The sequence below is a fragment of the Streptomyces sp. NBC_01551 genome (genome assembly GCF_026339935.1).
Classification (GTDB): Bacteria; Actinomycetota; Actinomycetes; order Streptomycetales; family Streptomycetaceae; genus Streptomyces.
On record NZ_JAPEPX010000005.1, the window covers coordinates 1 to 14,035 of the forward strand.

Annotated in this window: 9 protein-coding genes and 9 pseudogenes; 12 read left to right on the top strand and 6 right to left on the bottom strand. The window is 70.4% G+C overall.

Annotated elements, in window-relative coordinates; translation table 11 throughout:
• Positions 1-302, bottom strand: a 302-nt coding sequence (locus OG982_RS30515) for a PIG-L deacetylase family protein (RefSeq protein WP_266950200.1), incomplete at its 3' end; no start/stop codon positions are given.
• Between the two features lie 317 nt (positions 303-619).
• Complete coding sequence (locus tag OG982_RS30520; protein ID WP_266950239.1) at positions 620-973, bottom strand: GNAT family N-acetyltransferase; 354 nt, start codon at positions 971-973, stop codon at positions 620-622.
• Positions 974-2,215: 1,242 nt separating this feature from the next.
• On the opposite strand from OG982_RS30520, the pseudogene OG982_RS30525 reads away from it, so the two are divergent.
• A pseudogene (locus tag OG982_RS30525) lies at positions 2,216-2,624 on the top strand (DUF3052 domain-containing protein).
• A 72-nt stretch (positions 2,625-2,696) separates the two neighbouring features.
• On the opposite strand, the pseudogene OG982_RS31070 reads toward OG982_RS30525, so the two are convergent.
• Positions 2,697-2,750, bottom strand: a pseudogene (locus tag OG982_RS31070) (hypothetical protein); the annotation flags it as partial.
• Between the two features lie 421 nt (positions 2,751-3,171).
• On the opposite strand from OG982_RS31070, the gene OG982_RS30530 reads away from it, so the two are divergent.
• A complete protein-coding gene (locus OG982_RS30530; protein WP_266950201.1) occupies positions 3,172-3,543 on the top strand; it encodes a hypothetical protein in 372 nt (123 codons plus the stop codon).
• 270 nt (positions 3,544-3,813) lie between these two features.
• Here OG982_RS30530 and OG982_RS30535 read toward each other — a convergent pair.
• Positions 3,814-3,997: pseudogene (locus tag OG982_RS30535) on the bottom strand (IS5/IS1182 family transposase); the annotation flags it as partial.
• 204 nt (positions 3,998-4,201) lie between these two features.
• On the opposite strand from OG982_RS30535, the pseudogene OG982_RS31035 reads away from it, so the two are divergent.
• The 4 genes and pseudogenes from OG982_RS31035 to OG982_RS30550 form a co-directional block, all read left to right on the top strand.
• Positions 4,202-4,506, top strand: a pseudogene (locus OG982_RS31035) (transposase); the annotation flags it as partial.
• Positions 4,507-4,616: 110 nt separating this feature from the next.
• Positions 4,617-5,135 carry a proline dehydrogenase gene (locus OG982_RS30540; RefSeq protein ID WP_266950203.1) on the top strand — a complete coding sequence of 173 codons (519 nt, stop codon included), beginning with the start codon at positions 4,617-4,619 and terminating at the stop codon, positions 5,133-5,135.
• A 306-nt stretch (positions 5,136-5,441) separates the two neighbouring features.
• The gene (locus tag OG982_RS30545; protein ID WP_266950204.1) at positions 5,442-5,768 is read left to right on the top strand and encodes a hypothetical protein; all 327 of its coding nucleotides are present in this window, start codon (positions 5,442-5,444) and stop codon (positions 5,766-5,768) included.
• A gap of 131 nt (positions 5,769-5,899) precedes the next feature.
• Positions 5,900-6,982, top strand: coding sequence for a hypothetical protein (locus OG982_RS30550; protein WP_266950205.1), 1,083 nt, complete (start codon positions 5,900-5,902; stop codon positions 6,980-6,982).
• Positions 6,983-7,124: 142 nt separating this feature from the next.
• Here OG982_RS30550 and OG982_RS30555 read toward each other — a convergent pair.
• Positions 7,125-7,851 (bottom strand): annotated as a pseudogene (locus OG982_RS30555) (dienelactone hydrolase family protein).
• 216 nt (positions 7,852-8,067) lie between these two features.
• On the opposite strand from OG982_RS30555, the gene OG982_RS30560 reads away from it, so the two are divergent.
• From OG982_RS30560 to OG982_RS30570, 3 genes and pseudogenes are all read left to right on the top strand, one after another.
• Entirely contained in the window at positions 8,068-8,796 is a 729-nt protein-coding gene (locus tag OG982_RS30560; RefSeq protein ID WP_266950206.1) for a serine/threonine-protein kinase, read from the top strand.
• Positions 8,797-9,552: 756 nt separating this feature from the next.
• Positions 9,553-9,720 (top strand): hypothetical protein, encoded by a 168-nt coding sequence (locus tag OG982_RS30565; RefSeq protein ID WP_266950242.1) that lies wholly within the window; start codon positions 9,553-9,555, stop codon positions 9,718-9,720.
• 142 nt (positions 9,721-9,862) lie between these two features.
• A pseudogene (locus OG982_RS30570) lies at positions 9,863-9,958 on the top strand (LysR family transcriptional regulator); the annotation flags it as partial.
• A 248-nt stretch (positions 9,959-10,206) separates the two neighbouring features.
• Here the strand turns inward: OG982_RS30570 and OG982_RS30575 are convergent.
• Positions 10,207-11,123, bottom strand: a pseudogene (locus OG982_RS30575) (zinc-binding alcohol dehydrogenase family protein); the annotation flags it as partial.
• Positions 11,124-11,212: 89 nt separating this feature from the next.
• Here OG982_RS30575 and OG982_RS30580 point away from each other — a divergent pair.
• The 3 genes and pseudogenes from OG982_RS30580 to OG982_RS30590 all read left to right on the top strand — a co-directional run bounded on the left by OG982_RS30580 (position 11,213) and on the right by OG982_RS30590 (position 13,982).
• Complete coding sequence (locus OG982_RS30580) at positions 11,213-11,656, top strand: MarR family winged helix-turn-helix transcriptional regulator (protein WP_266780909.1); 444 nt, start codon at positions 11,213-11,215, stop codon at positions 11,654-11,656.
• A 162-nt stretch (positions 11,657-11,818) separates the two neighbouring features.
• Positions 11,819-12,769, top strand: a pseudogene (locus OG982_RS30585) (sigma-70 family RNA polymerase sigma factor).
• Between the two features lie 669 nt (positions 12,770-13,438).
• A pseudogene (locus OG982_RS30590) lies at positions 13,439-13,982 on the top strand (hypothetical protein).
• Positions 13,983-14,035: the final 53 nt, after the last annotated feature.

Consider the following 14,035-nt stretch of genomic DNA (forward strand, 5'->3'; position numbering starts at 1 on the left):
TTGCTCGGCCAGCCCATCATCCCGGAGTCGGCGTAGTCCAGCATCTCCAGATCGCTGACCTTCAGGACGTCACAGCTCGCTTCGAGTTCTTGACGGCGCATCAAGGCGACGGCCGCCGGATCGTGCCCGGGGTCGCCCGGCTTGACACCCCCCGGTCCGTCACCGCAACGGCCGTCGGTACACGTCACGAGAACCGTGCGGATGCCTTCCGCCGCGTACCGCGCGAGGACCCCTCCGGTTCCGGTGGCCTCGTCGTCGGGGTGGGCGTGTACTGCCATGAGCGTCAAGGGCCGGTCAGTCATGAAACAGTCCTCCTGCAGAAAATACGTCTTGGGGCAAGTATGCGGCGGGCGTACCGCGATCCTGGGGCCCGATCCCGGTGGGGCGGACGACCTTGTGGTCTCCGTGTTCCGTGTTCCCCGCCCGTACGGCGCCGGTCCCCCAGTCGATACAACCGCGCCGGCCGGACCAGCTGTTCCCGGCAGGGCCGCTTGGTCTTGATGGGATGCGGCGCACCACTTCGCCCGTGTCCGGCGGGGGAACAGCCACCGCCGCGGCGTTGGACGCCCTCGCCGCTTACGCATCTGGTCCGCACTATGGGTCGAAAGAAGCGCCCCGGCTAGCTTGAGAGGGTGTAACGGAACATGTGGAGGGTCCAGGATGGCTCGGCGGTCGGCTTCGTCGCATACTGCACGGCCCCCATGGCCGCGTAGAACGGAGCGGCGTTCGGATCCGAACCAACGATGAACTCCGATCGCCCAAGCTCGCGCGCAGTCTGGATTGCGTGCTGCCAGAGAAGCTTGCCGTAACCCTTGCCGATCTCATCGGCGTCAACAAAGAGCTTGTCCAGGAGCAGGTCCCCGTCCTCCTCGGTGAAGCCGTAGAAGCCAAGGCTCCTGCCGTCCTCCTCCAAGACGAAGACCGGGTTGCTCGGACATGGGCATCTGGAATCGCCCGAGCATCGCCCGCCCAGTCAAAGTAGCCCGGTGGATACCCCCAGTGAGTCGACGATCGATCCTGGAGCCCTTCGAGCTCGCCGGCCTCGTCAGGTTCGGCGCGTCGGATCCGCCAGGCACCGTTGGTTGACACGGCACGGACCACCCTTCTCGATCACTACCCGAAGCTGTCGAAGCGACTAGATCACGGTTCCGTGCCGGCGAGCCGCAACCCGGAGAAGAGGTCAAGCGCCGTCTACTACGCGGGCCGACAGGAGCGCCCGGTCGGCTGCGGCGGACGCGGTCGCTGCGGTCTGCCGCTGGAGCGTCAGGACGTCAGCCAGTCCGGGCTCTCGGCTCTCTTGCCCGCCAGGCCGGTCCTTCACGGCTACGTCGCCACCCGTGATGAGGGAGAGACGGCGAGTCCCGGACCCGCAGCTCCGACCTGCATGAACAGCCACAACTCCCGCGCGGGGCACCGGCGCGAACCCGTCGGCGCTTCAGCACGCCCAGGCGCACCGCGGCCTGGTCCGGGCTCAGCAGCACGTGCCGGTGTCCGGGAGCGCGGCCAGGTCCGGCGGCGGGGCAGGTCGACCAGCCGGTCGCACCACTCGTCGTACTGCGCCGCCAGGGATCGGGCATCGGAGGTGCGTCCGATGAGGCGGTCGGGGAGCCGGAACTGTTCGCGGGCGCCGGTCCCGATGAGGATGTCCCGAATCCGGGCAGCGCCGCCCTGGTCCAGCCCTGGAGGTCGGCACGGAGCTGAAAAGCCTCACCGAGCGGCAAGGCGAAGGAACTCAGCGCGGCATGCGCGTCGGCGTCGGCGCCGGCCAGGGCGGCGCCGAGCTACAGGGGCCGCTCGACGGTGGTGCTTGGCGGTCTTGTGGCGGACGATCACCATGGCCCGCTGAACGTCGCTGGTAGGTCGGCCGGAGGCGACGACATCGAGGCGCCGGCCGTACATGAGCTCGATGCGCATGCTTTCGATGACCGGCAGCGCGGCGGCCAGTTGGGTGGGGTGAGACCTCAAGCGACGCGGCCGCGTGAAGCACCGGGGTGATCTCGTCCTTCCCGCCGACGGCGAACCAGCCCAGCACACACAACACGGGCCGCAGGGGCTCCCCTGACTGCCGGGCACTACGGCAGGGGCCGCATCGGCGTTCTCACTCATCCCAACCCCGGAAAACGATCACGCCCTGACCGGGCACCACTACTCACGGTATCTAATTGGCTACGCATCGGAGCGCAGCAGGTGCGTTCCCATAGCCCTGGAGGTAGTGATGGCAGCCGAAGAAGAGATCAGTCTGGCGGCCCGGCTTGATTTCCAGCCCGGTCAGATCGTGCAGGAGATCGGCTACGGCGAGGACGTGGACCAGGAGCTCCGCGACTCCATCGCGGAGGTCACCGGAGTTGACCTGGTCGACGAGGACCACGCGGATGTCGTCGACACGGTGCTGCTCTGGTTCCGGGACGAGGACGGCGACCTCACCGACGCCCTGGTCGACGCCCAGAGCGCCCTCCCCGCCGGCCGGGTGATCTGGCTCCTGACCCCGAAGGCGGGACGCGACGGATACGTCGAACCCAGCGACATCGGCGAGGCCGCCCAGACCGCAGGGTTGTCACCCACCAGCAGGCGCAGCGCGGCCGCTGGACTGGAGCGGGAGCCGCCTGCTCGCCTCCAAGCGGTAGAGGCTGACCCCGCTCGCGGCCGGTCTTCGGCGTGAGCACCCAGACCACGCCGCCGTCCACGACACCCTGGGCGGCATCCGGCCGGCGTTCCGCGAGGTCTGCGTCGACCTCGCGGAACCACGGCAGGACTGCATCGACCGCGTCCTCGTGGTCATCGCCGACGAGGTCCTACCCGATGGCCGCCTCGTCCGACTTCCGAAGATCGTCGTCACTGTCCTCGGCGTAACCAACCTCTCGAACGGAGCCGTCTTCTGCTCCATGGAGATGGCCGTGGGTCCAGCATCGCCGCCAACAAGGAAGCGCCAGATGTACCGGCCGCGGAGGCTGATGACGGAGAATCCACGGTTGTGATCGAACACAAGTGCATCATCGCCGCCGTCGCAGTTGCCCTTGCGGGCACCTTGGCCCTCACCTCACCCAGTGCGGCCACCGCTGACAACGCACTGCACGCGCCCACCCACGCGGGATCGCGCGCGGTGAGCGTCCCGACGGCACCCGACAGAGCGACGGTCACGGAGGGGCAGGTCAAGGAGGTCGCGCCGGGGGCGTGATCACCTATCCGAGCGTCACCAGCTGTCTCACCGTGACCGTGCGGCTGCGTGACGGCGCCCTCGTCGGTGCCCACGCCAGCCTGTTCCAGGTACCGGGTGAACTGCGGTCCGATGAGATTCTGGCCGCACTCAAACACCTCGTCGGCAACCGCCCCGTCACCGGGGTCCAGGTCAAGGGGGCCGTCGGCGCCTGGCATCCGAGCTACTTCGTGAAGGCGATCGAGAGTTACGGCGAGGAGGAACAGCCGCCGTACCCGGCACGCCCGAACCCCGAAGGACTCGCCGATGCGGTGTCACAGGGACTCGAACTGCCCCGCCCCCTGGTCACGGTCGAGGACGTACCTGACGGGGACCAGATCGCCAACTGACAACACAGCCGATCAGCGCGCGGCCATCAGCGGCCGGGGCGCGGGCCTCGTCGGCGGCGCCCCCGGTGGCGGCCGTGACCACACCACCTGCGTGCCGCTCGCGTCCACCGCGTTGTCGGCGATCGGCGCGGTCGCCCTTGCGCGGGTGTAGGCCGAGGCCCGGTCGCGGCCTGGCGGAGCGAGGGCCGCTGCTATGCCGACGACGGCGAGGCAGTGTTCGGCCTTGCGCTCGCATCGGCGGTGGAGGCGACGGCAGTCGGCGAGCCGGGACACGGTCCGTTCGGCGACCCACCGGTGGCGGCCGAGCCACCCGGAGGAGGAGCCATCGTCGCAGGTGGTCGTAGTCGTAGCCCTTGTCTGCGTGGAGCTTGCCGGGGCGCCGGAGGCGAGGTCCTCGCCGGGACCGGATCGGCGGCATGGCCCGCACGAGCGGTTCAAGACCGAGGCTGTCGTGCGTCCCGAGTACCGACGCGGGCACGGTGCCCTGTATTTCGGGCTCAACCAAAGGCGGTTGGACGTCACCCGGCTGCGCCGGGCCCTGGCCGGCGTGCCGCTGCCCCGCGCCCGTGACGGCCGGCTGGTGCCCGCTCGTTCTGCCACACCTTCGGACGCGGCCTGGGCAAGCACCAGATGCCGCGGATCCGCCCGCCTCAGGGCGGGCGCCCCGCCCAAACGCGGCGGCGAGTTCGTGTTCGGGCGGCCCGAGACCTGGAGCGAGGTGGCGGTGACGACCGCGACCGATACCGATACCGACAGGTACGGGACAGCGACCGCCCCGGCGTGGGACGGCTGCATCCCCGGCTGACCCGGCGGGCGGCGTGGCTCGACCACGAGGGCCCTTTGCCGATCATCGAAGGCACGGTGATCCGGTTGGCGGTCGCGAAACTGCCCAGTGGTGGGGTCAGCAAGCCCGTGTGGCTGTGGTGCTCCCGGACCGGTGCCCGCCCGGAGGACGTGGATCGACGTCGGGCGGGCCTTGCCATCGGCGAGTCCTACACCCGACCCGCACACCACAAGGAGGGGACGAAGCCCCGGCGAATTGGATGGACAGCAAGAACGGCAGACTAGAGCCCATGGACTCAGGACTCGCCGCGCTGCTGGGCGCCGCCGTCGGCTCCGCCACCACCCTCGGGGCCGCGATCGTCAACGGCCGTGCTCAGGCACGGTCCCAGCACGCCCAATGGAGCCGCCAGCATCGCCGCGACGCATACGCCGGCTACCTCAGCGCTCTCCACAACCGCGACATCGCCAGGGACGCCGTCCTCGACGCGCTGCGTTCAGACCAACCCGACCTGCCCGACATCGACGAGAAGACAGGCCGCTTCATCACCCTGGCCCGCGAGGTCCACCGCGCCTGCGAAATCGTCATCCTCGAAGGGCCGGCGCCCCTCGCGGAAGTCGCGGAACGCGTCACCGTCGCCTCCAGCGACCTGTCAGACGTCATGCGACGGATGGCCGAGAACGCCCACGCGGGAAACACCACCCACAAGGCCGAAGACATTGCCCTTGCCGCCGAACGAGAGCGGATCCTCTACGAAGCCGTCAAGGACTTCCGCCTCGCGGCCCGCAGCACCATCGGCAAAACCAACTGACCCAGGGACTCCGAGCCCGGCCCCGGACCGTTGGGAGGTTGAAGCTTGTTCAGCCTGGAAACGTTCAGCGTCAAGCTGAGGCCACGCACGGAGGCAGAGCGCCCGGCTCGGGGGCGGACGCGCTGGATCGCCTTCGTCCGGGCGGTGGGGTGACCATCGGTGCGCGGTCGACGGAGGCTCCGTTGCTAGCCCTGGGCCCCGTACACGAGGAAGATGCGGGGCCGCTCGACCATGGCGGGCTTCGGGAGCCCGTCGAACTCACTGGGATGCAGCACAGCAACAGCAGGGGTTGTGAGAGGGTACGGGGTGCCCTATCACCTGCGGTTTTTCTTCGAACACGGCGTCCACACCCCGTTGTGGCCAGGTCCCTCCGGCAATCCCGACCTCGACAGTCCTTACGGGTACCCCTGCGAACTGGAGCGGCTGCCGATCACTTCGGACACTCAGGCCGAACTGGCGAGACTGGCCGATTGGTACCAGTCGTCGCTCGACTGGGAGTACCCACCGAATCCGTCTCCGTGGCCCAAGGAACAACAGGAGCTGTTCACGGGGCAGGCAGACGCCGCACTGGAGATTCTCCGCCGTGAGCTGGGTGACGGCTGGACAGTGGAAGACCGGCGCCGGCAGCTCTGACATCACGATCGGTCAGGACCGACCGGCCCCAGCCGGAGGTGTGTCGGGCTCGGTCAGCGCCTCACCCTCGCCCGGGGGGAACCGTCCGACCTGTGCAGTCGTCAGTTACGGATGTGACTGAAGTGACGCCCATGCTGCCTGCCGACCACCGCGAACTGATCTCCGACCTGTCCGGGATCGTCAGCGACTACCCCTATACGGATCCCGAATCGACCCTCGCCGTCCTCGCCTACGACGCGGCGGAGGTGCTCGGCCGCGACGCCACGCCGGAGGGCCGCCGGGAGCGGACCGGGTACACGGTCCTCCTGCATGCCACCTGCTGGTACGTCAGCGCACGCATCTTCAGCAAGTCCCTGTTCGCGTCCTACATACAGGCCCTGGACGGGTTCCGTGCGCAGTTGGACCCGGCCTCCTGCACCTGCCCGGCCGACGCCCACCCCACGCAGCTGGACTCGGAGTACCAGGTCGAGGCGGGGGTGAGCCTGCTGACCGAGGCCGGACGGGCCGCGTTCGCCGAGGACTACGGTCTCGACGAGCAGGAGTCGGCGGTGTTCGACTGCGAGGGGTTCCTCGCGAACCTCGCCGATGAGGCCCTGGGCCGCTTGCACGAGGCGCATCGGGAGCTCTTCGGCGGCATCGACGTCTCCCATCTGGACGCGCAGTTCGTCCGGGACGACGGCCGCCTCGACCTCGTCGCCATGCAGGAGGCGATCAGGCGTAGCTGGGAGGACAACACCGGCCCGGTCGCCCTGTGGTCCGCCCGCCGCTGGCTCACCGGGCAGGTGCGGGACGAGGAGCGGATCGGCCTGTTCCTGTGCCTGTGGATGGGCATCGCCCAGACGTACGAGGGTCTGCCGCCCTCGTACGCGCGCGACCTGGCCGCCGCGCTCGCCACCATCGACCTGGACGTCTCCTGCGAGCATCCGCAGCACCCCTGGTCCACCGCCGATTCCACCGTGGAGTCCCGCTACCGCGCGGTGGTCCACCTGTACGCGCCGGAGGACCACCCCGACACCCCCGTGCCCGCCGAACTCTCGGCCCGCGAGCTGTGGGAGCAGCCCGGTGCAGTACGCCCAGTTGGCGCGGAAGGCGCTGGAAGACCTCGAGGGATGGCGCACCATGCGCGGCGGCGACGACGAGGACTGGGAGGACTGAGCGGTACGGGGCCGGCGCTCGTCCTATTCCCGGTCCGGCAGGTACCCCTGGTGGCGTAAGCATCCCCCGTCGGCGAGGAGGGGTCGGCTTGCCGGAGTACCAGTCATGGCGCAGGGTCAGTCGCGTTCGGTTAGGGAGCGAGGGCGACAACCGGAGCGGTGGCGGTCGATTCGCGGCCCGGGCTCGCGGTTGCCGACCAGATCATTCCGTTACGGGAAGGCACTCGTCGAGCAGGTCGACGATGTCGCGCCAGGCTCGCTGCGCGTGCCGTGGGTGGGGGCCGACGCCGGGGACCACGGGGTGGTCGACCGCCGGGTGGTGGAAGGCGTGCAAGGCACCGCCGTAGACCACGAGGCGCCAGTCGACGCCCGCGGCCTGCATCTCGGCGGCGAACGCGTCCCGTTGCGCGGACGGCATGATCGGGTCTTCCGACCCGACCCCGGCCCATACCGGGCAGCGAATGCGGGCCGCCTCGCCCGGTCGGCCCGTGGTCAGTGCGTTCACTGTCCCGATCGCACGCAGGCCGACGCCGTCGCGCCCGAGTTCCAGCGCGATGGCGCCCCCGGTGCCGTAGCCGACGGCGGCGATCCGGTCGAGATCGGTCCGTCGGTTCGGCAAGAAGCACGTCGAGCGCCGCGCGGCCGATGTCCCGCATCCGGTCGGGGTCGGCGAGCAACGGCATGCAACGGGCCAGCATCTCCTCGGGATCATCCAGATAGCGCCCGCCGTGAAGGTCGAAGGCCAGCGCTACGTATCCCAACTCGGCGAGAGCATCGGCCCGGCGGCGCTCGACGTCGCTGAGCCCCATGCCCTCTGGTCCGATCAGCACCGCAGGCCGGCGGTCGATACCGGCCGGGAGCGCGAGGTACCCGGTCATCGTCAGCCCGTCGGCCGGATACTCGACCGTGCGGCTTGTCATCGTCGTCATGAGAGTGGACCGTAGTGATCGTCGAGCTCGATCGGGTCGGCGTTCACCGCCGGCAGAAGCGCGCGGCCACACCCCTGCACCGGGCTTCTTACGCGAACCCCTACCCTGGTGGCCGCCACATGGCGGATTTCGAACAGTACGACGGACAGGATGTGACAGGTGACGGGGGCGAACGGCGCGGATCTGGTCGGCGAGGTTCTTGGCGGGCGATACCGCGTGACCGCCACGATCGGCCGCGGCGGCATGGGTGTGGTCGCCCGGGCGGTGGACCAGTCGCTGAACCGCGAGGTCGCCGTCAAGGTCCTGCGGGCCTACACCGACGCCTCCCCGGCCGAACTGGCCGATCTGCGGGTCCGGATGCAGAGGGAGGCGCAGGCCGCCGCCCGTATCCGGCACACCGGTGTGGTCACCGTGCACGACGTGGTCGAGGAGCAGGGGCTGCCGGTCATCGTCATGGAGCTGGTCGACGGGCCCTCCCTCGACGCTGTGCTGGAGGAGCGCGGCTCACTGGATCCGCGCGAAGCGGCCGCGATCGGCGCCAAGCTGATGGACGCGCTCGACGCGGCACACCAGGCCGGGGTCCTCCACCGGGACGTCAAGCCCGGCAGCGTACTGCTTGAGCGCGGCGGCCGGGTCGTACTCACCGACTTCGGCATCGCCAGCATCGAGACCTCCGACGACGAGGCCTTGGCCAAGCTGACCCAGAGCGGTCAGATCGTCGGCTCTCTCGACTATCTGGCGCCGGAGCGCGCGCAGGGCCAGGCAGCGGGTGCCGCGTCGGACATCTGGGCGCTCGGCATGACGCTGTACGCGCCGTGGAGGGCGCTTCGCCGTTCCGCCGGCCGTCGGTGTGGTCCACGCTGGCGGCGATCGTGGGCGAACCGGCTTGCCGGAACTGCCCGGCGCGCCGGACCGCTCACCCCGGTGGCGCGCTGCAGGCGCTGATGGCCAAGCGACCCGCTGCGGCGGCCCGACGCCGGGCAGGCGCGCGAGATGCTGGAAGCGGTCGCCGCGGGCAGCAGGGCGGACCTCGCGGCGGCGGCGCCCCATGCCCGGCCTCCGCTGGAGCTTCGGTCCGCCCCGGCCATGCCCGCGCGCCTCCTGCTTCTCCGCCCCCCAACCCGTCGCTTCCTACTCGGCCGGCGCGTACGCTGCCCCTCCGTCGGGCGGGCGCCGCGCAGCCGGGCATGGAGCCCCGGCATGCCCGCCGGTCACAACAACCGTTCCGAGACCCGTGCCACGACGGTCCGCGCGCGGCGCCGCACCCGCACCATCGTCGCGGTGGCGGCCGCCACCGTCCTCACCTGCGGCGGAGTCGCCTACGCTCTGATGGACATGCGAGGCGCCCCGGGCAGCGGTGGGGCGAACACGGCGCTGCCCGGGGCGAGCACGACCGACGCCCCGGCCTCCCGCGCGGACCTGACACCCATGAGTCCCGGCGAAGTCGTCCAAGCACTCCTCGAAGAAGGATGCGGACCGAAAGACAGAGTCCCACGTCATCGCCCGGCAACGGAGGTGACAAGCCGGCAGGGAACCCGTCAGCCTCTTCGAAGGCAACGCCCGGTTCCACGGTGAAGGAGCCCGCGCCGGTGTCGACGGCGTGCACCGGCTGGGCCCACTCGAACCGCAGCAACGGCTACGGCCACGCGGGCTCCAGGAACAGCCCACCTCGCCGCGCGCCCGTACGCGGAGTGCTCCGATGTGAGCGAGCTCAAGTCCGGCGCGAAGGTCTACTACCACTGCTATGTCACCAATGCCCATGCCAACAAGTGGATCTACGCCCGTATCGCGGGCACGGAAACCGAAGGCTGGGTGTTCGGCGACAAATCCACCCTGGACAGCGGCACACTCGCCCGCTGCCAAGGCTGATCCGCCATTGACCAGGGGGTGAGTTCCGGGTCGGCCGGGGACCGCGTCGCCGGCGACTCCTCCCCTGGGCGTGGTCCGGCCCGGCGCAGGCGCGGCGGGCTGCCGCGTGCGCGGCGGCTCGGCCGTCGGTCGCCGCTTCCACGCCCGTGAACTCGCCCGTGACCGGCTCGTCGCCGTGGTCGCGCCGGAGCATCCCCTAGCCGAGGAACAGACCGTCGCCCTTCGCAGGCTCTCTTCAGGACCAACGCGGACTTCCTGGCTGCTTGGCATCCCTGCTGCCGTACTCGGCTCTGAAATGAACCGTGCTGCTGTTTCACAGGTGGTGCCGGGCGGGTCCTGGGGCTCGATGCCCGTCGTGGCGCAGGCGTCCCTGGTTCCGCTGGGACGCCGGGAGCAGCCCCGGGTCCGCGGCCGTGCATCCCCTTCTCGCCGGAGCCTTTCCTCTCGGGTCGGAGCGGCGATCACCCGAAGAACCGGGTGCGGTTCAGGGACAAGGACGACCTTGCCGAGGTTACGGCGCTGCTCGATGAAGTGTGGGCTCGGGCGGCGCGCCAAGGGGATCTCCTCGTGTACGGCGGCGCGCAGAGTGCCCGCGCCGCGCCATCTGCCAGAGTCGCGGAGCCAGCGGTCGTAGAGTTCAGGTTGCCTACGGCGATGGCCCGCATCTGAAAGCCGATCATGGAGGCGCCGCGGACGAGGAGTTCGTACGCCTCCACCGTGCCGCCGCCGGAGCTGAAGGCCACCAGTCGGCCGCCCGTCGCCAGGGCTCGTACGGCGGGGCCGAGAAGGTCACCGCCGACGCCGTCGAGAATGACGTCGTACGGGCGCCCCAGTCGGCGTCCTCGTAGAGGACGACCTCGTCGGCACCCAGCCCCTCGCACGAAGTCGAGCCTTGTCGGCGCTGCTGACTGCGGCCACGACGCGTGCTGCCCCGCCGGCCTTGGCGTACTGGAGGGCGAGCGTGCCCACTGCGCTGGCCGCCGCCGTGACCAGGACCGACTCGCCGGGCTCCATGCGCGCGGCCTCGTAGGCACCGCGCGCCACCAGCCCGCTGCGGACCAGTGCGACCGCCTCCACGGCGGTAGCGCCGGCCGGGATCCGTGACGTCATGGCGGTGTTCAGGACCGCGAACTCGGCGTAGGCGTCGGTGAAGCACAGCCCGGTGACTCGGTCTCCGATGCCGAAGCGGTGGCTCCCGCGCCTGCGGCGACGATCTCCCCGGCGACCTCGCCGCCGAACGAGATCGGCTCGCTGCCCTCCCTCACCTTGCGCACGGTGGGCAGGGTCACCCCGACGGCCTCGACCCGGATCAACACCTCCCCGGCTCCCGCCTCGGGTCGGTCGGCCTCCTCGGCGAACAACACCTCGGGTCCGCCGTTGACCTCATGGCGAATGCGCAGCACAGGACCTCCCCGATCCGGTTTCATTGGATGTCCCAACGATATGGCGAAAGCCGTTGGGAAGTCCAATGACTTTTCGATAGGCTGAGCGCATGACCTCGGACCTCCAGCGCATTCAGTCCCTGCCGACCTGGCTCGTCGGCCGTGTCGCGGCGCGTGGCCGGGGCATGGTCGCCGACGCGATCGCCGCGGAGGGGCTCAGGCTCATGCACCACGCGGTACTGGCCGCGACCGCCGAGTACGGGCCCGTCACCCAGGCCGACCTGGGCCGTCGGTTGGCCGTCGACCCCAAGGACATGGTCGGCGTCCTCAACCACCTCCAGGACAAGGGCCTCGTCCTGCGCGCCCCCCACCCCTCCGACCGCCGCAAGAACGCCGTCACCGTCACCCCCGAGGGCACGGCCGTCCTCACCCGCTGCGCAGCTCTGGCCGAAGCCGCCAATGCCGAGTTGCTGGCACCACTCGCCCCGGATGAGAAGAAGCAGCTGGTGGCACTGCTGACCCGACTCCACGAAGCAGCGGAGAACCCGGCCTGATCCGTACTCCGCCGGCAGACGGTGCCCCGTCACGCAGCGCTGTGCGTTCGGATCAGGTCGCGCATGCGCCTCGCCTACAGTGAAGCCGCAGGCCACAGGCGTGAGATCGGTCGTTGGAAGGGGTAGTGCGGCGTGGGGGACGGGGAGACGGGGGACGTGGCTGTGGAGGGGTTGGAGCTGTATCGGGGGGAGTTGACGGGCTACTGCTATCGGATGCTGGGGGCGTACGCGGAGGCCGAGGACGCCGTTCAGGAGACCCTGGTGCGGGCCTGGCGGAACATCGAGCGGTTCGAGGGCAGGTCGGCGCTGCGGTCGTGGGTGTACCGCATCGCCACCAACGTGTGCCTGGACGCCCTTGCCGCGGGCAAGCGGCGGGCGCTGCCGATGGACCTCGCCGGTCCGAGCGAGGGCGGCACGGCGCCCGGGGCTCCGTTGGACGCCGCCCTGTGGGTGGAACCCTGCCCCAGCGGGGACCCGGAGACGAGCGCGACGGCCGGCGAGTCCGTGCGCCTCGCCTTCGTCGCCGTGCTCAGCACCTGCCGCCCAAACAGCGGGCCACGCTGATCCTCCGCGACGTCCTGGGCTTTACGGCCGAGGAAGCTGCCGACCTGACGGCACCACCGTCGCCTCGGCCAACAGCGCCCTGCAGCGGGCCCGGGCCACCTTGGCCGGTCACAGCGAGAGCGCCGATGGGCGGGTCTCCCGGCAGAGCGAGGCGACCCGCCGGGTGCTGGCCGAGCGGTACGCCACCGCCTTTTCCCGCTACGACATGGAGGAGCTGAACAGCTGCTCCATGTCGACGCCGCGCTGTGCCTGCCGCCGTACGCAGGTGGATGCGCGGTATCGGCGACATCCAGGCGTGGCTGACCGGCCCGACCGTCGGCTGCCGCGGCTCCGCCTGATCCCGACCGTGGCGAACGGCACCGCGGCCTTCGGCCAGTACCGCCCCCACCCGGACGGCACCGGCTACGTGCCCTGGGCGCTTCAAGTCGTCCATTTCTCAGACGACCGCATCACCGGCATCACGGCCTTCGTGACACCGAGCGCCTCTTCCCGCTCTTCGGCCTGCCGGAGCAGGTGGGCGAGGACACCCGACTCGGCGCCCGCGCCTGACCACTGGCCGGCAAGCCTGCGCGCCGACCGTGCGGGCACTCTCGCCGACTTCGTCCTCGCCGAGGTGCCCCTCCCCCGGTACGCGCGGCATGATCTCGACACTCGGCGGCGGCCGACGGGACCGCGCAGGGCCGCCTCGTTGCCCAGACGGCCACCGCACCGCAGCGGCGGCGGGGGACGCGCCCACAGCCGCATCGCTTACGCCCCTGTCGGCGTCGGCCGGCCCTCGGCGAGTCGTCCGGGCCGCGCGAAGCTGCCTACGCGTGTCGCGAGAGCACAGCCAATTCTTGACGTCCTCTCAGAACTGCGGGAGGGGATGACGTTTGGGGGACGCCGGCCGGGTTAGACGCGTGGATACCGGAAGCGGACACCTTGCGGGTGGGCGCTTCCGGAGCGGGCCCCGCCGCATGACGACCGCTCCCGGCGTCATGCCGCAGGCCCGCCCGCACGACGGGCTGCCGCCCGGATCCGTGCGGCACCCGGACACCCCACGTCCCGGCCCCCTCCCCGGCCGGGACCCGGGGCCGCCCGGCAAGCCCTCGGCGTCGGCGCTCATACCGCCGTCCCCGGGCAACGGACCCCGACGGCAGCAGCCCGGCACGCCCTCCTCGTCCATCCGCGCACAATTGCTTGGCGCGGTTCGACTACTCGGTGGCAGGGGGTGCAGTTGTGGATCAAACAGAGGTATTGCTCATCGGAGGGCGCGCCGGAGTCGGCAAGACGACGGTGGGGTGGGAGGTCTCGGCGCGTCTGCGCGCCGGGATGGTCGCTCACTGCGTAATCGAAGGCGACTTCATGGGGCAGGCGCATCCTGCTCCGGAGGGGGACCCTCGCCGCAGGAAGATCGCCGAGCGCAATCTGACGGCGCTCTGGTCCAACTACGCCGAGCTCGGGTACCGCCGCTTGATCTACGCACACGGTGAGCGTTCTGGCCGAGAACGAGGGCATGTTCCAGCGCGCCATGGGCGCGAATGTCAGGATCGTACGGGCAGCGCTCACCGCCTCCGATGCCACCGCCCGTGAGCGGCTGACCGGTCGGGAGCTGGGCTCGGAACTGGAGCACGAGCTGGAGAGCAGCGCCCGCAAGGCTCGGATTCTGGATGAGCGGACGCCCCTGGACATGGTGCGAGTGGCGACCGACGGACGTTCCGTGGTCGACATAGCGCGCGAAGTGGTGGGCGCTACCGGCTGGCTGCCCAGCATCTCCGGTTAGGTTCTTCGCCGCCGGCCCCGCAGAACGAGTGCTGATGCTGACCCCTGCGCACC